Source organism: Streptomyces sp. NRRL S-31 (assembly GCF_000718775.1).
In the GTDB taxonomy this organism is placed as follows: domain Bacteria; phylum Actinomycetota; class Actinomycetes; order Streptomycetales; family Streptomycetaceae; genus Streptomyces.
The window spans coordinates 130,804-149,142 of record NZ_JOCB01000003.1 but is presented as its reverse complement, the minus strand read 5'-3'; the positions used below and the strand labels follow the sequence as shown (position 1 = coordinate 149,142).

Here is an 18,339-nt window from a genome sequence, read left to right as displayed (position 1 = left end):
TGTGGCATGACGGGACGGCCCTACAGGCGCGGGTCCACCGGTTCCGACTCCAGTGCCAGCACCCCGAACACCGCCTCGTGCACCCGCCACAGCGGCTCCCCGCCGGCGAGCCGGTCCAGGGCCTCCAGACCGAGGGCGTACTCGCGCAGGGCGAGGGACCGCTTGTGGTTCAGGAACCGCTGCCGCAGCCGGGCGAGGTTGTCCGGCCGGGTGTACTCAGGGCCGTAGACGATCCGCAGGTACTCACGGCCCCGGCACTTGACGCCGGGCTGCACCAGCCGTCCCGCCGCGTCGCGGACCAGCGCCTCGACCGGCTTGACGACCATGCCCTCGCCGCCCCGGCCGGTCATCTCCAGCCACCAGTCGACGCCCGCGCGGACCGACTCCGGGTCGCCCGTGTCGACGTACAGCCGCCGGGTGGTCCGCAGCAGTCCGCTGCCGTCGTGCTCCACCAGCCGGTCGATCAGCGCCAGTTGTCCGTCGTGCGGCAGCGCGGCGAGACTGCGGCCCCGCACCGCGAGCAGCTGGAAGGGGGCCAGCCGGACCCCGTCGAGGCCGTCGGTGGTCCAGCAGTAACGGCGGTAGGCGGCGGTGAACGCGGCGGCGTCGGCGGCGCGTTCCCGCTGCCGGGTGAGCAGCCCGCCCACCTCGGCACCCCGCGCGGCCGCCGCCTCCAGCGCGTCGAGCGCGCCCGGGAACACCGCGCCGGAGGCGGCGCCCACCGCCGCGTACTGGCCGCGCAGCAGCCCCGCCGCCTTCAGCGACCACGGCATCAGCTCGGCGTCCAGCAGCAGCCAGTCGGTGTCCAGTTCGTCCCAGAGCCCGGCGTCCGTGACCGCCGCCCGCAGGCGGCCGAGGACCGCCTCGGTCATCTCCCCGTCGTCGAAGAACGGCCGGCCGGTGCGGGTGTACAGCGACCCCGTGGTGCCCGGGCCGGCCCCGAACCGCTGCCGCGCCGCCTCCGCGTCCCGGCAGACCAGGGCCACGGCCCGCGAGCCCATGTGCTTCTCCTCGCACACCACCCGCGCGACGCCGTCCCGCGCGTACTGCGCGAACGCCTCCTCGGGGTGCTCCAGATAGCCGTCCACCCTCGAGGTGGCCGTCGGCGCCATGGTCGGCGGCAGGTACGGCAGCAGACGCGGGTCGACCGCGAAGCGGCTCATGACCTCCAGTGCCGCCGCCGCGTTCTCCTCGCGGACCGCCACCCTGCCCGCGTACCGGGTCTCCACGGCCCGTCGGCCGCGCACGTCCGCCAGGTCCAGCGGCCGGCCGTCGCGCCCGCCGGGCGCCTCGGTGCGCAGCGGACGCGCCGGCTCGTACCAGACCCGCTGGGCCGGTACGTCGACCAGCTCGCGCTCCGGCCAGCGCAGCGCGGTCAGCTTGCCGCCGAAGACGGCACCGGTGTCGAGGCAGATGGTGTTGTTCAGCCATGTGGCTTCCGGTACCGGGGTGTGGCCGTAGACCACCGCGGCCCGGCCCCGGTAGTCCTCCGCCCAGGGGTAGCGCACCGGCAGCCCGAACTCGTCGGTCTCGCCGGTGGTGTCGCCGTACAGGGCGTGCGAGCGGACCCGGCCGGAGGTGCGGCCGTGGTACTTCTCCGGCAGACCGGCATGGCAGACGACGAGCCTGCCGCCGTCCAGCACGTAGTGGCTGACCAGCCCGTCCAGGAACCGCCGGACCTCGGCCCGGAACTCCTCGCTCTCGCCCTCCATCTGCGCGATCGTCTCGGCGAGCCCGTGGGTGTGCTGGACCTTGCGGCCCTTCAGGTGGCGGCCGTACTTGTTCTCGTGGTTGCCCGGCACACACAGCGCGTCGCCCGACGCGACCATCCGCATCACCCGGCGCAGCACACCCGGGGTGTCCGGGCCGCGGTCGACGAGGTCGCCGACGAACACGGCGGTACGGCCCTCGGGGTGGACACCGTCGGCGTACCCCAGCTCGGTGAGGAGCGCCTCGAGTTCGGCCGAGCAGCCGTGGACGTCGCCGATGATGTCGAAGGGGCCGGTGAGGTGGGTCAGGTCGTTGAAGCGCTTCTCGGTGACGACGGTGGCGCGTTCGGCCTCCTCGACCCCGCGCAGGACGTGCACCTTGCGGAAGCCCTCCCGCTCCAGGTGCCGCAGCGAACGGCGCAGTTCGCGGATGTGCCGCTGGATGACCCGGCGGGGCATGTCGGCCCGGTCGGTACGGGCCGCGTTCCGCTCGGCGCACACCTCCTCCGGCACGTCCAGCACGATCGCGATGGGCAGCACGTCGTACTTCCTCGCCAGCTCGACCAGTTGCCGCCGGGCGTCCGGCTGCACGCTGGTGGCGTCCACGACGGTGCGGCGGCCGGCGGCCAGCCGCTTGCCGGCGATGTAGTGCAGGACGTCGAAGGCGTCCCGGGAGGCGCTCTGGTCGTTCTCGTCGTCCGCGACCAGGCCGCGGCAGAAGTCGGAGGAGATCACCTCGGTCGGCTTGAAGTGCCGCCGGGCGAACGTGGACTTGCCGGAGCCGGACGCGCCGACGAGGACGACGAGGGAGAGGTCGGTGACGGGCAGGACCCGTCCTGCGGTCAGGGTCTCGGTCACGCCGCTCGTACCTCCTCGGGGGTGTGCGGGGTAGCGGTGTCCCGTGCGAAGACGGCCATCTGGGTGGGCGGTCCGACCTCGGGGTCGTCGGGGCCGACCGGGGTGAACGCGACGTCGTAGCCGTGCCGTCCGGCGACGTCCGCCGCCCAGGCGCGGAACTCCGCGCGGGTCCACTCGAAGCGGTGGTCGCCGTGCCGGACGTGCCCGGCGGGCAGGCTCTCCCAGCGGACGTTGTACTCGACGTTCGGGGTGGTCACGACGACCGTGCGCGGACGCGCGTGCCCGAACACGGCGTACTCCAGGGCGGGCAGCCGGGGCAGGTCGAGGTGTTCGATCACCTCGCTGAGCACGGCGGCGTCGTAGCCCTTGAGCCGCTCGTCGGTGTAGGCGAGGGAGCCCTGGACGAGCTGGACACGGGCGGCCTGCCGCTCCCCCATGCGGTCCGGCTTCAGCCGCCGGGCGGCGATGGCGAGGGCGCGCAACGACACGTCGACCCCGGCGATCTCGGTGAACCGGGCGTCCTTGAGCAGCACCTGCACCAGCTGGCCCTGGCCGCAGCCGAGGTCGAGGACGCGGGCGGCACCGCGGGCGTGCAGCGCGGCGAGGATCGCCGTGCGGCGCAGGAGGGCGAGGGGGGCCGGCTGTTCCTCGCCCACGGAACCCGGCCCGGGCTCCTGCCCGGACTCCTGCACGGACCCCTGTACGGTTTCCTGCCCGGACTTCTGTACGGTCCCCTGGCCGACGGCGGCATCGGTGTCCTCGGCACCGCTTCCGACGGCGTCGTCGACGCCCTCGTTTCCGTCCGCGACGGCGTCGTCGAAGCCCTCTGTACCGTCACGGACGGCGTTGTCGATGTCCTCGACCTCGCTGTCGTCGGCCTCCGCGAGCCGCACCAACTCCAGCCGCTCCATCGCCTGACGGGTCAGCGACCAGCGGCGCGAGAGGTAGCGGCTGGTGATCAGCTTCTGTTCCGGGTGCTCGGCCAGCCAGCCCTCGCCGACCCGCAGCAGCTTGTCGACCTCGTCGGCGGAGACCCAGTAGTGCTTGGCGTCGTCGAGCACCGGCAGCAGGACGTACAGGTGGCGCAGCGCCTCGGCGAGGGTCAGCCGGTCCGACTCCAGCAGCAGCCGGACGTAGCGCGAGTCGCCCCACTCCGGGAACGCGGTGTCGAGCGGGACGGGTTCGGCGGTCACGGTCCAGCCGAGCGGTGCGAACAGCCGCTCCACCAGGGCCGGTCCGCCGCGGGCGGGCAGCGCGGGGACCTCGACGCGCAGCGGCAGCGCGGCGGCGGCCCGCTCCGGGCGGGCAGTGCACACCCCGCGCAGGGCGCTGGAGAACACGCTGCTCAGCGCGACCGCGAGCAGGGAGGAGGCCGCGTAGGGGCGGTCGTTGACGTATTGCGCGAGGGCCGCGTCGGGGGCGCCGCCGCGGCCCTTGCCCTTCCCCCGCCGGACCAGCGCGACGGGATCGATCTCCAGCAGCAGGGCGGCCGTGCACCGCTCGGCGTCCGCCTCCGGGTAGAACACGTGCGCCGTGCCGTACGCGGTGGAGAACGCCTGTGCCTTGTCCGGGTGCTTGTGCAGCAGGTACCCCAGGTCGGTGGCCGGGTTCGCGGCCGTACCGGTGGTGGAGATCGTCAGGAACATGCCGACGAGTCTCCCCGGCCGGCCCCTCGCCGACCACCGGTTTTCCTACGGCCCCGGCTGCCCCGTCCCGGTTCAGGACCGACCCCGGCTCCGGCTCAGGACGCCGCGTCGACGATCTTCCGGGCGGCGGTCACGGCCCGCCGGTCGGCGGCCCGCCGCTCCTCCAGCGCCTTGGTGTGCCGGGCGATGACGGACTTCTGCGCGCGGCTCTCGGCCGCCTGCACGGCCTGGACCCAGCCCGTGTCGAGCTTGCACCGGACGTCCGCGGTGGCGGTCTTCTTCTCCTTGTCCGAGGGCTGGTCGGTGCCGAACCAGTCGCGGTCGGTGGACGCCTCGTCCGGGTCGGGGTAGTGGAGGCCCTTCTTCTTCATGCACTCCGACCAGGCGCGGTCGGCCTTCTTCCAGGCGGGGTCCTCCACCGCTTCCTTGCGCGCCTGGTACCAGAGGTTGGCGGCGAGCGAGTAGTAGCCGGTGAGCCGGATACCGCCGATCTTGGCCGGCTCGGGCGCGGGGCCGTAGATCTTCCGCATCGCCTCGCCCATGCAGCCCTGCTCGGGGATGGGGTTGCCGTGCGCCCGGTGGCTCTCGCCGGACTCGAAGGTGCCGGTCAGGGCGGTGTACTGGTCGGCGGGCCACTCCATGGGCTGGCTGCCGGTCTCCTCCCGCCCCCGGTTGTGGTAGCCGTGCTCGGCCGCCAGGTCGGGATCGTCGAGGCCGTACGGGCTGTCGTCTCCGACCTTGCTCTCGCCCGTGAGGGTGCCCTGCCGCACCGGGTAGGTGGCGTCGACCGTCCGGAGGTCCAGTGTCCTGAAACCGGTGAACCCGAGCCGGACCATGCACTGCCTGGCGAGGATCCACTGCGCCGTGCCGGTGGTCTTCGCCTCCTCGGACCCCGCGTCGGGCAGGTAGGCGTGCAGCGGGAGCGACTTCATGTCGTTGAGGCGGTGGGCCTCGGCGGCGGCACCGTCGTCGCCGCCGGCACCGACGAACTGACATGCCGACACGGCGAGCAGGCCGGTGAGAGCGAGGGGGAGGAGTTTACGCACCGGGTCATACGACCAGTCCGCGATCACGTGCGCCGTGATGGAGCCCACAGTTCCGCCACATGACGTGCGCATCGGGGTCATGAGGGGCAACCCGCGCCGCGCGCTCCCCCTCTCACCGGACGGAACGGCGGGCAAGAACCTGGGGGGCCTCATCGTGCGCGAGACCGATCGGACCGGCCGGAGGGCACGGCTCCGGGCAGTGGCCACGCTGGGGGTGCTCGGTGCGCTCGGGGTGCTCGCCGCGCTCGCGGTGTCCTGTGGCACCGGTGCCCGGCAGGCACCGGCCGTCGCACCGCCGTCCACCGCACCGCGGTCCACCGACCGCCCGTCCGCGCACGTCGCGGCCTTCGACGCCGGCTGGCGCGTCGGCAGAGGGCTGTACGACGAGGGCGGCAAGGGCACGGCGGTGCGCGAGGTGGTCTGGGGCGGCTGTGTGCGCCGCTCGCTCACGGCCCGGCCGCGCGCGGTCGTGGACCGGGACCGCGGGGCGTGGGTGCTCGGCTGCCGGCAGGGCGTCGGCGGACAGCCGCACCGGCGTCCGCCCACCCGCCCGGTGACCCGCCGCGAGCCGGACCCGGAGCTGCTGACCGCCTTCCGGTCCTGGGCCGCGCGCGGCGGCGCGCGGGAGTCCGCGGCCATGGCCACCCGGGTCGTCCTGGTCCACCTCGGTGACGACGCCTATGACGTCGAACTCACCAGCTCCTACGGCACCGGTGACACGCGCACGGGCGCGGCGGACCTGGCCGACACGTTCGTCCGGTGGTGGGACGGCGACGACGGGGACGCGGGCGTCGCCTGGAACCTGCTCGTACTCACCCGGGACGGGGAACGCCTCCTGGTCCGGAACCTGTGACCGGCGCCTGCGGCGCGGGCCGGCAGTGATGCCATCCACCGGGAGCAAGACCCGGCCCGCCTCTGCCCATAGAGTCGCCCACAGGCCGCCCACCTGGAGCAGGGGCATGCGCTCGCTGCCGGAAAACCACCACCCGCACCCGGAGCCGTGCCGTGCGGGTGACGGTGATCCGTACGACCTCTCCGTGGGCGTGCCGGGCGGCGTTGGCCACTAGCTAGTGACCCGAGTCAGAGATTCGTCGGCAGTAGGCGGTGACTTTGTCGAGGATCTCGTCGGCGGTCTTCGTCCAGACGAAGGGTCTGGGGTTTTCGTTCCAGTCGGCGAGCCAGGACCGGATGTCGCGTTCGAGGGCTTGGACGGAGCGGTGGACGCCGCGCTTGAGTTTCTTCTGCGCGAGTTCGGCGAACCATCGCTCCACCAGGTTCAGCCAGGACGCGCTGGTCGGCGTGAAGTGCAGGTGGAACCGCGGGTGAGCCAGCAGCCACTTCTTGATGTCGGGTGTCGTGTGGGTCGCGTAGTTGTCGAGGATCAGGTGGACCTGGAGGCCGGCCGGTACCTCCTTGTCGAGTTTGGCGAGGAACTTCTTGAACTCGGCGGCCCGGTGGCGGCGATGGAGCGAGCCGATGACCTTGCCGGTCGCCACTTCCAGGGCGGCGAACAGGGTGGTGGTGCCGGCGCGGACGTAGTCGTGGCTGCGGCGTTCGGGAACGCCGGGCATCATCGGCAGCACCGGCTGGGAGCGGTCGAGAGCCTGGATCTGCGACTTCTCGTCCACGCAGAGGACCAGGGCCTTCTCCGGCGGGTCGAGGTAGAGACCGACGACATCACGGACCTTGTCGATGAACAGCGGGGTGGCGGCCGCCATCGACCTGGTCGACCAGTGGGTGGCGTTCTTCGGGGTTTCCTCGAGCGTCTTGACGATGACCCGCTCGACGTCCGCGTCGGTGATTGTGCGCGGGACGCCGGGGCGCGGGTCGTCACACAGGCCGTCCAGACCGCGTTCGAGGAAGCGGCGCCGCCAGGTACGGACCGTGTCCGCAGTGACCCGCAGCCGACGGGACACTTCCATGATCGAGTGCCCCTCGGCGCACTCCAGCACGATCCGCGACCGCAAGGCCAGAGCCTGTGCCGTCGTGCGGCGCCGCACCCAGCCCTCCAGCGCGGCTCGCTGGGCATCGGTCACTGACAACGGCGGAATCTTCGGAAACCCGGACGACTCACACCCAACCAACGACAAACCTCCGACTCAGGTCACTAGCGGCGGTAGCTGACGAAGTCGGCTACCGGGCGAAACCCAAGGCGCTGGTAGAGCGCGTTGCTGGTGGCGTTGGCGAGGTCCGTGAAGAGGAGCACATTGTCCGCGCCACCAACTAGGGCGGCTTGCGCCACTGCTGTGGTGATCGCGCTGCCGTATCCGTGCCCACGAAGGTGGATCGGCGTGTAGACGGGTGCGATACGGACCTGGCCGGCGATGAGGGGCGAGGAGCCAGCCATGGCGGCGGGCTCACCTTCGCCATTCTGCCAAAGGGTGACTCCGCCGTAGGCGAGACGCGCGTCCACCCAGACGCCGAAGTCGCGCCCGTCGGGTTCGCCGATGGCAGTGGCATACTCCTGGGCCCAGCGCATGAGCAGGGAACGGTCCGTCCGATCAGCGAGCCGCGCCCGGCCTGCGGGCATCGAAGCAGGGGTAGTCAGAGTGCCGAGGCTGTAGAGACGTTCGCGCCGGTGTTGCAGGACGACGTCCCCCGTGTGATGTCGCCACGCCTTCACGATCGCCTCGACGCTCTCACGGTCCCCAGAGAAGCCGTGTGGGCTTTCCCCTTCATCCACAAGGCGAGCCGCCAGAGCTTCGGCCGCGGACTCGGACATCGGCGAGACGACCAACCCGTGCTGCTGCGTATGTATAGACGCAGCCAGCGTCCGACCGTCTTGAGTCAGTGTGCCGAAGAGCGGTGCTCCGGGTCCGGGCATCACCGGCCCTGCTTGACGAAGTCTGTTGGTCACTGTCAGTAGCACAGTGTGCAGCGTCGGGCACGAGTGGAGGAATGCCTCTGCGCGGGCCAGGAAGGCGCCCAAGTCTCGACTGAAGTGCCAGGTTTCGAAAGTCGTCATAGACCATTATGTCGCGCCGCATCGGGACGCCTTCGCAGGGCATACATAGGCCCGCACTGTCACGCTAAGTCATACGGTAGAAATTGGACAGAAGGCGCTTCCGTGGTAAAAGAATGCGCCGACCAGGCCGTGACCAGACCGAAAATAGATCCTTGACCGGGCCAGCGAAGCCTGCCTACGATCATTTCGTTCCTCCAATCGGGGGAATTCTTTGCCAGAATATTACGGAGGCCCGGCATGGCTGAGCAGTCGAACGAAGACGTCTACACGGACCTCGAGGGAACGGTTATCGCGGGTACCCCCGTTCACCTTGACTGACAACTGAAAACATAAGAGATCGCCCCCTCGCCTACACGGGCAAGGGGGCGATCTGTTGGGAGAATAGTAGTGACGCTCGCAGATAACACCTCGGCCTTCTCCTTGGAGCATCATCTTGCTCCGTACCTGAATATGGGAGAAAGGCCGGCAGACGCACCAATTTTTACGCATGCGCCCTGCTTGGCCTGGGATGCATACACACACAAGACCACGCCCTGGTTCGCAAGCCCCTACCTGCAGCGGTCCATGATCAACACGTTCCGCTCCGAGCTGTCCAAAGCGGCCGATCTGGCCGGCCTGCCCCACGCTGGCACTCAAGCGGACTTCGAGGAGTGGATAAAGGTTCCGGGCAGCCTCGCAAAACAACGCTTGGCCGATGACGTAGTAGACCTGCCGGACGATCCGCTGGATTTGGCCCTATTGGCCAGAACCATTTCATACTTGGGCTTCCATGAGAAAGCCCGGGACCTCCTGAGGACCGTCCCGGACCGTACAGGGCCGGGATACTCCTACGCCCGCTACACCGGCATATTCATCGACCACATAATTCACCTCGGTCGGCGCGACTATCAACGAGAGTTCGAGGGGTTGTACCTCGAACTTGGCTCGGACGAGACATACGCAAGGACTCGGCTCTCTCTGTGCATATTGGCTATCGTTGCCAGCGCTCAGTCAAAGCAGCTTCCGGAGCTGGACAAATGGCATGGACGAGGTTCTGAAGCACTGAAGCGGTATGTTGCCCTGCCTCAGGTGGACGACTTCGAGAAGGCGCTGACGACGAGCCGGTTCTATCGAGCCGCCGCCTTCCAACCCTTCCTCAACGGCCGTCACGAAGACCTCCGTGCCGATCTGGACAGATGGCTCGGTATTGCCCGGGAACTGGTCGGTCACGATGACCGCACTCGCATCTTGGCAACCGAGAATATGTACCCTGCCGTGGAATCAGCCTCCCGAACCGAAGCTGCACTCGGCAATAAGACCAGAAGCAGGGACCTGATGGAGGAGATGGTCGCCAAGATCGACCCCATCGACAGCAAGGCCTGGCTTCAAGTCGGCGAGTTGCGGAGAAGGGACGGCGATGAACACGGAGCTTTGCAAGCATACTTGACGTCTGCGCGATTCCAGGTCCCGCTCGGACGTATAGCTTGGTTCAACGCCGGCCGCTGCTGGGAGCGGTTGGGCGAGGCACAAGAGGCTGTCCATTGTTACAAAAAGTCTCTCGAACTGTGGCCTACCGGCTTGGCACCTGCTCAACGCATTGCAGCCATTGAGGCTAACTAACTTCGCCCGAGACATAGCCATTCGGAGCCGACGCGACCATGGAATTCTTTGCTGTTCTGACCTTAGCAGCTTACCTTGGCCTGCTCGTTTGGCGTTCTGCCCGTAGTAAGCCGGGTTTTGCCACGTGGCACATGTTTGCCGGAGTCAAAACATCCAGCTTCTCGCTGCATAGCCGCAGCAGTGGTGAGGAACTGAACATCTGGGATTTCGTACCGCACACCCAATTGAACATGGGCAGCCAGGAAGTAAGACTCTTCCTCTATTACCTGGCCCGCGTACACGGTATGAACGATCTGCAGGGAACGGTCGACGTACGCGAGGATATGAAAACCTTTCAGCTGATCGTTGAGGACTCTCGTGTGGTCGACTGAGGAATTTACCAAGATTCTGGTGGGTGACGGCCCGGCCGGGGGCCTATGGTTGTCCAGGACAGGGTTCGCACTCGCCTGCCTCATTAAGATCGCGATTGAGTTCAAGCGCGAATACGTCGGATATTACGAGCCGACAACTTACCTATATTTCAGGTTGCGCGCGCGCCACCTGAAGCACCGACAGAGAATGCCAACGGCGATCCATTACCGCATCTTCATCATTGCGCGACTGGCCTTCTCCCTGATGCTGCTCCTAGGGGTTATCCCCAGGATCTCGGCCGCAGGTTTGGCTCTCTGTTTCGCCTTCGAGGGTTTCATCCACTTCAAGTTCCACGTGAACTTTTTCACTCTGCTGGCGTGCTGTTTCATATTCGCTCCGTCGCTGCCCCCGCTGTGGGAACCCTTCACCCACCTGGTGGAAGGGGGTCCGCAATCTGCATGGCAGGTGATCGCCTCCGCGCACGGATCGCACTTCTGTCGAAGTGCAGTGGCTCTGACTATCAGTGCACTCTACATCGGCGGGGTATACCGAAAAGCCAACTCGTCCTTCTCTTCCGGGACGGTCGTCGTGTCAGTGTTGAGGTACACCCTTGCCGAGGAGTCACGACGTCATCACTTTGACGGTTGGTATCCGGCACCATTTCGCTCCTGGGTGTCGAAAGTCGAGCCTGGTGACAGGATACTTCGGGTGTTGATGACCTCGGTCCTCGCTCTGGAAGCTGTCCTGCCTGTCGCGGTCCTGACTCCCGCTCTCTGGCCGTACGCCCTGGCAGTGGGACTGATCATGCATGCCGCATTCACCTTTCTGTTCCCCGGCACGCTGACGGCGTTCTCTATAGCCACAGTTTCTACTTACTTCTGTTTTATGCCGTGAGGCTGTCGACTCGCTTTCCACTTGCATCGCCGGGAACGAAGGCCACCATGTTTCGAAATCATCCCATCCTTACCGCCTCGACAACAGTCAAGTCGCTGTTGGTAACGGCGCTTGTGAACGCAACGGGAACTGGAGCCTTCATGTCCGGCTCGGTTCTCTATTTCAGTTCTCACCTACATATACCAGGTGACACCGTCGCCTTCACACTGTCAGTCTGTGCACTTGTCACGCTGGTGACCACGGTGCCCCTCAGCGCCTTCCTGGAGCGCTTCGACCTCAAGCGGATCATTATCACCCTCCATATATTTCGCGGACTGCTCTACTCTTCGTACCTCTTGGCCGACTCCGTTCCCCTGTTCATAGCGGTGACGCTCGTCGTCACCATTGCGGACCGCCTGTCCAATCCCGCCTCCCAAGCTCTCCTGGCCGCAGTCCTCCCTTCTGATAAACGCGTCGAGATTATGGCCTGGCGATATTCTCTCCAGAACGCCGGTGTCGCTCTGGGCGCTCTCATCGTCGCAGTATCCATCTTCATCAACCCAGGTTTCGGCTATCCGCTGATCATGCTGCTGAACGGACTTTCCTTCTTCATCGCGGCAATCCTCATGAAGCCGGTGGAAACTGCTGGCACCTCGGCAGTAATGAAGCGGCGCAACGTTTTTGCCGGGGAGTGGCCCAATCCCCGATATCTTTCTTTTGTCGCCCTATCCGTTTTCTTCCTGCTGTCGGACGCTCTGGTGACGGTTGCCATACCGTTGCAAATTTCAGATCGGGACGATGCCATCGCAGGTCTCGTCGGAGTGGTGCTTTTCGTCAATACGGCGATAACGGTTTTCGCCCAGCCGAGGTTGTCTCGCGACATCACGACCACAGAGGCCGCGTCCCGCGCCCTGGTGCAGGCCGGGTTCCTGCTAGCTGCGGGGGCCGCAGTCATCGGAATCTTTTGGCTGTCCTCGGGTTGGCCACTGGGCGGAGGCTTGATAGTCGGTGTCGCGATCTTGGCGCTCGGAGAGGCTCGATTCATTGCCGCCAGTTGGTGGCTCTCCGTGGAATTGGCACCGGAAGACAAGAGGACGCGCTTCCTCGCCGTCTACAGCCTCAGTGCCACGGCGGAACGTGCTGTGGGACCGCTCATTGCCTCTTTCGTCGTCATCCAATTCGGAGGAATCGGCTGGGCTGCTGCAGCGATGCTGTTCATCCTCTGTGCCGCAGCGGTTCCGGCGTTCAAGTTCGTCGATCGCGGCCAAATCGAAACGTCAGTATGACCTCCGGTGATTCATTGCGGGCGCCTGCGACACACGGGGAGTGGTGGTGTTCGCGGGGTGCTGGCAGGAGCCGGTCCGGATGGAGGCATCGCGGGCCTTCTGCGCAGTCGACGGGGATGCCACGACCCCGCCCCGCGCGACACCGCAGCCGCCGGCCCAAGTTCCAGACCGGGACCCGGTGGATGCATCTGCCGGAGAGGTACGGCAACTGGCGGGGCGTCTGCAACCGGTTGCGGATGTGGGCGGTGGACGGCACGTGGGAGCGGGTGTTCACCGTCCTGGTGGCCTATGCCGACGCGGACGAAGACGTCAGCTGGGCCGTGTCCGTGAACTCCGCCAACGTGCGCGCTCATCACCACGCGGCCGGGGCCCGCAAAAAGGTGCCCGGCCGGAGCGCCGGACGATCACGCCATCGGCCGGCCCCGCGCGGCGGACTCACCACGAAGATCCACCTCGCGACCGACGGCCGGCGCCGGCCACTGGCATTCCATCTCACCGCCGGCCAGGCCGGCGACGCGCCCGCCTTCACGGACGTCATAGGCCGTCTGTCTTTTCCCCGAGGCCGGGGGCGGCCCCGCACCAGACCCGACGCGGTACTGGCCGACAAGGCGTACTCGGGCCTTGTCCCCGAAGGGTGGACACCTGTTCGTGTCGGAAGACGGCCAAGCGGCAGGCGCGAGCCCCGTCGAAGCGGCGGGCGTTGCGGAGCGTCTCGCGTTTGGGTGCCGCGTTGAAGCTCTCGGCGAGCGCGTTGTCCGCGCTCGTGCCGACCGCGCCCATGGACTGCCGCACCCCCGACTCCGCGCAGATTTGGGCGAACTGGTGGGAGGTGTACTGGGCTCCGTGATCGCTGTGGAATACGGCTCCGGCCAGGCTGCCGCGGGTCGCGCCGGCTGCTCTGAGGGCGTCGGTGACCAGCGAGGTGCGCGTGTGGTCGGCGATCGACCAGCCCACCAGGCGGCGCGAGAAACAGTCGATCACCGTCGCCGGATACAGAAACTCGCCGTCGCCCACCGGCAAGTATGTGATGTCGCCGACGTACTTGGTGTTCGGCTCGCTCGCGGTGAAGTCGCGGCGCAGCAGGTCCGGCACGGGGGTGGCGAACGGTTCGGGCACGGTGGTGACCTGGCGCTTGCGCAGCCGCAGCCCGGCGAGCCCGTACTTGCGCATGACCCGTCCGACGTGCTTGCGGTTCACGTGCTCGCCGTCCTCGCGCAGCTCGGCGGTGATCCGGGGGGCGGCCGTAGGTGCCGTCCCACTCGGCGTGCACGGACCTGATCCGCTCGGCGAGAGCGGCGTCGACTCGCTCACGCCCGGCGCGGGCCTCCCGGCCGGCCCGCCAGCTCCTGGTACGTAATGGCCTGGTCGTGCCAGGTACCAGCCCCACGTGCGCTCGAGCGGGACGACGAGGCGGTGGCCGGGTGGGTCAAGGAGGTATGACCGTACGCGGAAGACTCGCGGCGGTGAGTGGAGCCTGGCTCGTCTTCGAGGACGAGGCCGGATTCTCCATGACGCCGCCGCAGGCGAAGACCTGGTCACCGCGCGGCCGGACCCCCGTCGTGCGGGTCCGCGGCCTTTCCTGCAGACGGATCTCCATCGCGGCGCTGACCTGCTACAAACCTGGCCACCGCTCAAGGCTGATCTACCGGCCACGCCGGGACGACGGCAGACGGGACGGACGCAAGAGCTTCTCCTGGCGCGATTACCGGGACCTGCTGGATTCGTCGTTGGCTGACACACTGATGATCAGCCGGGGGCCGCGCGCATGAGTGCCAGCGGCGTGGAAGGCTCGCCGTGGAGGGAGATGCGGTGCTGGGATTGCTGGGCTTCTACGACGAGATCGACAACTGCCCCGGTCGGCCGAACGGATCCCTACGCGATGCCATCCAGCCCGTCGGAGAACCTGACGAGGCGGACCTGGTGGCCTACCTTGATGCCGGCCACACCGTCATCGACGTCATGGAAGGGGGCCGTGACGTTATCACCGGAAGCGCGCACCGCCACTCCCTGGGCTGCTCATCGCTGATCACCGACGGCACCTGGCTCTGGCGCCAGGACTTCCCGCACTACGTGGAGTCGCACCACGTCTTGCTTCCTGAGGCATTCATCGAGCACGCGCGCCGCCTGAATTACCAGATGCCGGCCCTCATCAGCGCGCGGTTCGCCCCCCACTACAACGAGACCATGCCTCTCGTCGGCTGGGCCTCGGCCGTCCCGTGGCGATCAACCGCGGCCGTGCTCGAACCCAAACGACGAACCGTCACCACCAAGGTCGAGTTCGACGCGGCAAAGCCGGCCAAGGAACGAAACCGCCCACACGGCAACTGGACCAAGCCCCGCAAGCCCCGGAGAGCATGAGCCGACTCCAGCCAGTCACCCCAGCCACGATCTACGGCTGGAGTACCAGGCGGTCTTGTTCGGGCCGGTCGGTCGTCGGGCCGGGTGGGGCGTTGGCTGGTGCGCGGTGGGCCCGGAGCGAGCCGTTGCTCCCGGATCGGACGATCCCGCGGGCTCAAGCGCACACCCCGGCCCACGAGCCGGAGCCCGGGTGTGTGGGGCCCGGCACGGGGCTCGTGGGCCGGCGGTCTCGGGGGCTACGACAGCTGAGACTGGACCTGGGCGGAGATCAGCTCCAGGTGGTCCAGGTCGCCGAGGTCCAGCAGCTGGAGGTAGATCCGCCGGGAGCCGATCTCGGCGTAGCGGCCGATCTTGTCGACGACCTCGGCCGGGGAGCCGGCCAGCCCGTTGGCCTTCAGCTCGTCCACCTCACGGCCGATCGCGGCGGCACGCCGGGCCACCTCCTGGTCGTCCCGGCCGACACAGACGACGAGCGCGTTGGAGTAGGTGAGGTCGTCCGCGTCGCGGCCCGCCTCCGCCGCGGCGGCCCGGACCCGGCCGAACTGCCGCTCGCTGTCCTCGACCGAGGCGAACGGGATGTTGAACTCGTCGGCGTACCGGGCGGCGAGCCGCGGCGTGCGGGTCGCGCCGTGACCGCCGATGAGCACGGGCACCTTCCGCTGGGCGGGCTTGGGCAGCGCCGGGGACTCGGTGAGGTCGTAGTACGTGCCGTGGAAGTCGAAGGTCTTGCCGACCTCGGTGGCCCACAGCCCGGTGACGATCGCGAGCTGCTCCTCCAGCCGTGCGAACTTCTCCTTCGGGAAGGGGATGCCGTACGCCTTGTGCTCCTCCTCGAACCAGCCCGCGCCGAGTCCGAGCTCCACCCGGCCGCCGGACATCTGGTCGACCTGGGCGACCTGGATGGCGAGCACGCCGGGCAGGCGGAAGGTGCCGGCCGTCATCAGCGTGCCGAGCCGGATGCGCTTGGTCTCGCGGGCGAGACCGGCCAGGGTGATCCAGGCGTCCGTGGGGCCGGGCATGCCGTCCACGCTGCCCATGCGCAGATAGTGGTCCGAGCGGAAGAAGGCGTCGAAACCGAGGTCCTCGGTGGCCTTGGCCACGGTGAGCAGGGTGTCGTACGTGGCCCCTTGCTGGGGCTCGGTGAAGATTCGAAGGTCCATACACCTATCCTGCACGGCGACCGTGTCGCCCACCGCGCCGGTACCGTCGCGCGGCCGTCCCCGGTCGGGTGAAAAACGTCCACCCCGCGCACCCTCGCGGCCGACGGTCCCGTGGTCCTCCGCCGGTCAGACTCCCGACGGGCTGTCGTGGGTGTCCTGGCGCAGCACCTCCTCGCGGGCCGCCAGCTTGCGCAGCATCTCCCGGACCCGGTCGCGGGACTCGTCGGCCGCGTCGATCGCCTCCATGCACTGCCAGTACGCCGTCTCGTCGGCGCCCGCGCTGGCCATGCCGACCAGGGACATGCCGACCTCGCCGAGCAGGCCGCCGAGGCAGAGCAGGGTCTCGCGGGGGTCGTCCAGCTCGGTGAGCTGCGCGGCGCGCAGATCGCCGGGGTCGAGTTCGGGCGGGTCCAGGACTCCGCAGCCCCGGCCCGCCAGCTCCGTCAGTCCGAGCGCCTCGCCGCGCAGCTCCGGCGGGCCGGAGACCGCGAGGCGGCTGCCTATCGCCTGCGCCAGGGCCTGCGCCTGCCAGACCTCCGCCATCATCTCCGCCGTGTCGGCGCCGCCCGCCAGGGCCCGCCTGCTCGCGAGGATGAGCCGTACCGCATCCATGTGGTGCCCCCGTTCCTCCGCCGTACCGTGCCGCACGGCCGCCCGAACTCGCTTGTCCACTACCCAGAGTGAGGGAGGTCGAGGCGAAAAGCCAGAGGAAGACGGAAATTAACGGACAACAATTCGGATTCGACACAGGAGTTGACTGCGGAGAGTAATAATGGAATCTACTCTTCCGGTTGTTGGTACCCGGTTTCGGCCGACCGTCCCCCCTCGGTGCCCGGGACCGGGAAGCGGTGTTCGTTGCGGTCGATCTTGGCGGCCAGGGCGGCCAACGGGTCGATGCCGAGGACTTCGCAGAGCTGGAGCAGGTAGGCCAGCACGTCGGCGACCTCGTCCGTGACCCGGTGTGCCGAGCCGGGGTCGTCCATCACCCGGGCGGACTCCTCCGGTGTCAGCCACTGGAAGATCTCGACGAGTTCGGACGCCTCCACCGACAGGGCGGCGACGAGGTTCTTGGGCGTGTGGTAGGGCTGCCAGTTGCGCGCGGCGGCGAACTCGGCCAGTCTGCGCTGGAGCCGGGCCAGGTCGGGGTGTTCCGTCACGGACCCAGGTGTACCACCGTGACGCCCGGCGTTCCGGCGGCCCAGGAGGCGTCGCTCACCGCGGCCACGCAGCGGATGTGCCCGCGCTCTCCCATCCCGGCCGCCGTCCGCAGCAGTTCCAGGCGCTGGACGGGGTCCAGGCCGCGCTCGAAGCCGTCGGCGAGGACGGTGAGCGTCCGCAGGGCGTCCGGCACCTCGCCCGGGGGGTCCATGTCCAGCACGCCCGGCCCGGTCAGCAGCACCAGGGTCAGCGCCAGGTAGCGCAGTTCGCCGTCGCCGAGCCGGGCCAGGTCGGTGCGGTGGCCGTCGCCGCGGTCGAGCACCGCCCGCACCGTGCCGTCCGCCAGCGGCTCGGCAACCAGGTCGGCCACCCGGCCGGCGCACCCGGCGTGCAGCGCCTCGACCAGCCGGCCGTGCCGGCGACCGCACTCCGCGCGGGTGCGCCACAGCACGTCGGCGAGGTTGTCGCAGCCGGGCAGCAGCCGGCCGGAGCCGGCGGGGACGGGGACGCGCATGCGCTCGGGCCGGGGGTCGCAGGGGAAGACGGAGCGCAGGGCGACGACCATCTGCTCGGCGGCGGCGAGCACATGGCGCTGCCCGTCGGTCTTGCCGGCCACCCGCAGCGGCAGCAGGGCGGTGCCCAGGAGGTCGTCGGGGAGCGGGGCGCGGGTCACCGGCGCGGAGCCCGCGGTGTGCCAGGCGGCCTGTACGGTACGGCGCCCGGGGTCGCGCAGGGCCGTCTCCAGCAGTACGACCCCGCACGCGGTCAGCCGCTCCCCCACGACGCGCAGTTCCGGTTCGGCCTGTACGGCGACGTCGAGCCGGACGGGTCCGGCCGCGCCGTCGGCCGTGCACCCGATCCGGAAACCCCGGCGTCCCCCGGCGTCGGGTCGCGCCCGCTCGGGCACACAGGCGGCCGGGTCCGGGAACGCCTCCGCGAGCGGGGCTCCGCCGCCGAGCCGGGCCAGCGCCTCGTACGCGGCGAGCGCGGTCGTCTTGCCCGCCCCGCTGGGCCCCGCGAACAACGTGACCGGCGCGAGCGGGAAGGCGGCGCCCCGGTGCCCGGCGAAGGCCGACAGCCGCAGCTCGGTGATCCGGGAGCGGACGTCCAGGGCCGGGCGGGGCCCTGTGGGAGCGGCCCCGGCGGACGGGTCGGCCGTCGGCGGGCCGGCGCACGCGGAGGGCGGGGCGGGCGTGCGGGCGAGCACGGAGGGCGGGGAGGGCACGGCCATATGCGGACGGTAGGACTCCGCCCGGACGGTGAACCGTTTCACCGCCGGGGCGTTCCTACGATCGGGGGACGACCCCGACCCGGCTCGCTCGCACCGATC

The 18,339-nt window shown here is 68.9% G+C and carries 16 protein-coding genes and 3 pseudogenes; 9 read left to right on the top strand and 10 right to left on the bottom strand.

Annotated features, from left to right (window positions below; all coding sequences use genetic code 11):
- Window positions 1-20: 20 nt before the first annotated feature.
- From IF37_RS0102440 to IF37_RS0102430, 3 genes are all read right to left on the bottom strand, one after another.
- Window positions 21-2,567, bottom strand: coding sequence for a polynucleotide kinase-phosphatase (locus IF37_RS0102440; protein WP_030735306.1), 2,547 nt, complete (start codon window positions 2,565-2,567; stop codon window positions 21-23).
- The gene (locus IF37_RS0102435) at window positions 2,564-4,213 is read right to left on the bottom strand and encodes a 3' terminal RNA ribose 2'-O-methyltransferase Hen1 (RefSeq protein ID WP_030735303.1); all 1,650 of its coding nucleotides are present in this window, start codon (window positions 4,211-4,213) and stop codon (window positions 2,564-2,566) included. The genes IF37_RS0102440 and IF37_RS0102435 overlap by 4 nt, the downstream gene beginning before the upstream one ends.
- Before the next feature lie 95 nt (window positions 4,214-4,308).
- Window positions 4,309-5,307 (bottom strand): hypothetical protein, encoded by a 999-nt coding sequence (locus IF37_RS0102430; RefSeq protein ID WP_253915611.1) that lies wholly within the window; start codon window positions 5,305-5,307, stop codon window positions 4,309-4,311.
- Window positions 5,308-5,338: 31 nt separating this feature from the next.
- Here IF37_RS0102430 and IF37_RS0102425 point away from each other — a divergent pair, with 31 nt between their 5' ends.
- The gene (locus tag IF37_RS0102425) at window positions 5,339-6,112 is read left to right on the top strand and encodes a hypothetical protein (protein WP_253915610.1); all 774 of its coding nucleotides are present in this window, start codon (window positions 5,339-5,341) and stop codon (window positions 6,110-6,112) included.
- Between the two features lie 214 nt (window positions 6,113-6,326).
- On the opposite strand, the gene IF37_RS0102420 is transcribed toward IF37_RS0102425, so the two are convergent.
- Both IF37_RS0102420 and IF37_RS0102415 read right to left on the bottom strand, forming a co-directional pair.
- Window positions 6,327-7,310 (bottom strand): IS630 family transposase, encoded by a 984-nt coding sequence (locus IF37_RS0102420; RefSeq protein WP_037855465.1) that lies wholly within the window; start codon window positions 7,308-7,310, stop codon window positions 6,327-6,329.
- Between the two features lie 56 nt (window positions 7,311-7,366).
- Window positions 7,367-8,224 carry a GNAT family N-acetyltransferase gene (locus IF37_RS0102415; RefSeq protein WP_030735291.1) on the bottom strand — a complete coding sequence of 286 codons (858 nt, stop codon included), beginning with the start codon at window positions 8,222-8,224 and terminating at the stop codon, window positions 7,367-7,369.
- 564 nt (window positions 8,225-8,788) lie between these two features.
- On the opposite strand from IF37_RS0102415, the gene IF37_RS0102405 reads away from it, so the two are divergent.
- From IF37_RS0102405 to IF37_RS46540, 5 genes are read left to right on the top strand one after another with little or no spacing between them, the layout of a single operon-like run.
- Complete coding sequence (locus IF37_RS0102405) at window positions 8,789-9,823, top strand: tetratricopeptide repeat protein (protein ID WP_030735288.1); 1,035 nt, start codon at window positions 8,789-8,791, stop codon at window positions 9,821-9,823.
- 38 nt (window positions 9,824-9,861) lie between these two features.
- Complete coding sequence (locus IF37_RS44265; protein WP_158727273.1) at window positions 9,862-10,194, top strand: hypothetical protein; 333 nt, start codon at window positions 9,862-9,864, stop codon at window positions 10,192-10,194.
- Window positions 10,181-11,068, top strand: coding sequence for a hypothetical protein (locus IF37_RS0102395; RefSeq protein WP_030735285.1), 888 nt, complete (start codon window positions 10,181-10,183; stop codon window positions 11,066-11,068). Before IF37_RS44265 ends, IF37_RS0102395 begins: the two co-directional genes overlap by 14 nt.
- Window positions 11,065-12,333: an MFS transporter gene (locus IF37_RS0102390; protein WP_158727272.1), complete on the top strand. Its 1,269-nt coding sequence runs from the start codon at window positions 11,065-11,067 to the stop codon at window positions 12,331-12,333. Before IF37_RS0102395 ends, IF37_RS0102390 begins: the two co-directional genes overlap by 4 nt.
- Entirely contained in the window at window positions 12,330-13,067 is a 738-nt protein-coding gene (locus IF37_RS46540; RefSeq protein WP_079165512.1) for an IS5 family transposase, read from the top strand. The genes IF37_RS0102390 and IF37_RS46540 overlap by 4 nt, the downstream gene beginning before the upstream one ends.
- Here IF37_RS46540 and IF37_RS41425 read toward each other — a convergent pair.
- Window positions 12,985-13,657: pseudogene (locus IF37_RS41425) on the bottom strand (IS3 family transposase); the annotation flags it as partial. The gene IF37_RS46540 and the pseudogene IF37_RS41425 sit on opposite strands and share 83 nt — an antisense overlap.
- 38 nt (window positions 13,658-13,695) lie before the next feature.
- On the opposite strand from IF37_RS41425, the pseudogene IF37_RS43335 reads away from it, so the two are divergent.
- The 3 genes and pseudogenes from IF37_RS43335 to IF37_RS0102375 all read left to right on the top strand — a co-directional run.
- Window positions 13,696-13,800, top strand: a pseudogene (locus IF37_RS43335) (winged helix-turn-helix domain-containing protein); the annotation flags it as partial.
- 41 nt (window positions 13,801-13,841) lie between these two features.
- Window positions 13,842-14,060, top strand: a pseudogene (locus IF37_RS43330) (IS630 family transposase); the annotation flags it as partial.
- Window positions 14,061-14,142: 82 nt separating this feature from the next.
- Window positions 14,143-14,691 (top strand): hypothetical protein, encoded by a 549-nt coding sequence (locus tag IF37_RS0102375; RefSeq protein ID WP_030735276.1) that lies wholly within the window; start codon window positions 14,143-14,145, stop codon window positions 14,689-14,691.
- Between the two features lie 236 nt (window positions 14,692-14,927).
- On the opposite strand, the gene IF37_RS0102370 is transcribed toward IF37_RS0102375, so the two are convergent.
- The 4 genes from IF37_RS0102370 to IF37_RS0102355 all read right to left on the bottom strand — a co-directional run bounded on the left by IF37_RS0102370 (window position 14,928) and on the right by IF37_RS0102355 (window position 18,240).
- Window positions 14,928-15,851, bottom strand: coding sequence for an LLM class F420-dependent oxidoreductase (locus IF37_RS0102370; RefSeq protein WP_030735273.1), 924 nt, complete (start codon window positions 15,849-15,851; stop codon window positions 14,928-14,930).
- A gap of 126 nt (window positions 15,852-15,977) precedes the next feature.
- Window positions 15,978-16,463: a DUF6099 family protein gene (locus IF37_RS0102365; RefSeq protein WP_030735270.1), complete on the bottom strand. Its 486-nt coding sequence runs from the start codon at window positions 16,461-16,463 to the stop codon at window positions 15,978-15,980.
- Between the two features lie 167 nt (window positions 16,464-16,630).
- The gene (locus tag IF37_RS0102360; protein WP_037855422.1) at window positions 16,631-17,008 is read right to left on the bottom strand and encodes a nucleotide pyrophosphohydrolase; all 378 of its coding nucleotides are present in this window, start codon (window positions 17,006-17,008) and stop codon (window positions 16,631-16,633) included.
- Window positions 17,005-18,240, bottom strand: a complete 1,236-nt coding sequence (locus IF37_RS0102355) for an AAA family ATPase (RefSeq protein WP_030735264.1) — start codon at window positions 18,238-18,240, stop codon at window positions 17,005-17,007. The genes IF37_RS0102360 and IF37_RS0102355 overlap by 4 nt, the downstream gene beginning before the upstream one ends.
- Between the last annotated feature and the right edge of the window lie 99 nt (window positions 18,241-18,339).

What these genes read in the sequence shown, in the direction of transcription:
- IF37_RS0102435 (WP_030735303.1), bottom strand. Translation starts at nt 4,213, where the DNA reads ATGTTCCTGACGATCTCCACCACCGGTACGGCCGCGAACCCGGCCACC.
- IF37_RS0102425 (WP_253915610.1), top strand. Translation starts at nt 5,339, where the DNA reads ATGAGGGGCAACCCGCGCCGCGCGCTCCCCCTCTCACCGGACGGAACG.
- IF37_RS0102415 (WP_030735291.1), bottom strand. Translation starts at nt 8,224, where the DNA reads ATGACGACTTTCGAAACCTGGCACTTCAGTCGAGACTTGGGCGCCTTC.
- IF37_RS0102405 (WP_030735288.1), top strand. Translation starts at nt 8,789, where the DNA reads ATGATCAACACGTTCCGCTCCGAGCTGTCCAAAGCGGCCGATCTGGCC.
- IF37_RS44265 (WP_158727273.1), top strand. Translation starts at nt 9,862, where the DNA reads ATGGAATTCTTTGCTGTTCTGACCTTAGCAGCTTACCTTGGCCTGCTC.
- IF37_RS46540 (WP_079165512.1), top strand. Translation starts at nt 12,330, where the DNA reads ATGACCTCCGGTGATTCATTGCGGGCGCCTGCGACACACGGGGAGTGG.
- IF37_RS0102370 (WP_030735273.1), bottom strand. Translation starts at nt 15,851, where the DNA reads ATGGACCTTCGAATCTTCACCGAGCCCCAGCAAGGGGCCACGTACGAC.
- IF37_RS0102365 (WP_030735270.1), bottom strand. Translation starts at nt 16,463, where the DNA reads ATGGATGCGGTACGGCTCATCCTCGCGAGCAGGCGGGCCCTGGCGGGC.
- IF37_RS0102355 (WP_030735264.1), bottom strand. Translation starts at nt 18,240, where the DNA reads ATGGCCGTGCCCTCCCCGCCCTCCGTGCTCGCCCGCACGCCCGCCCCG.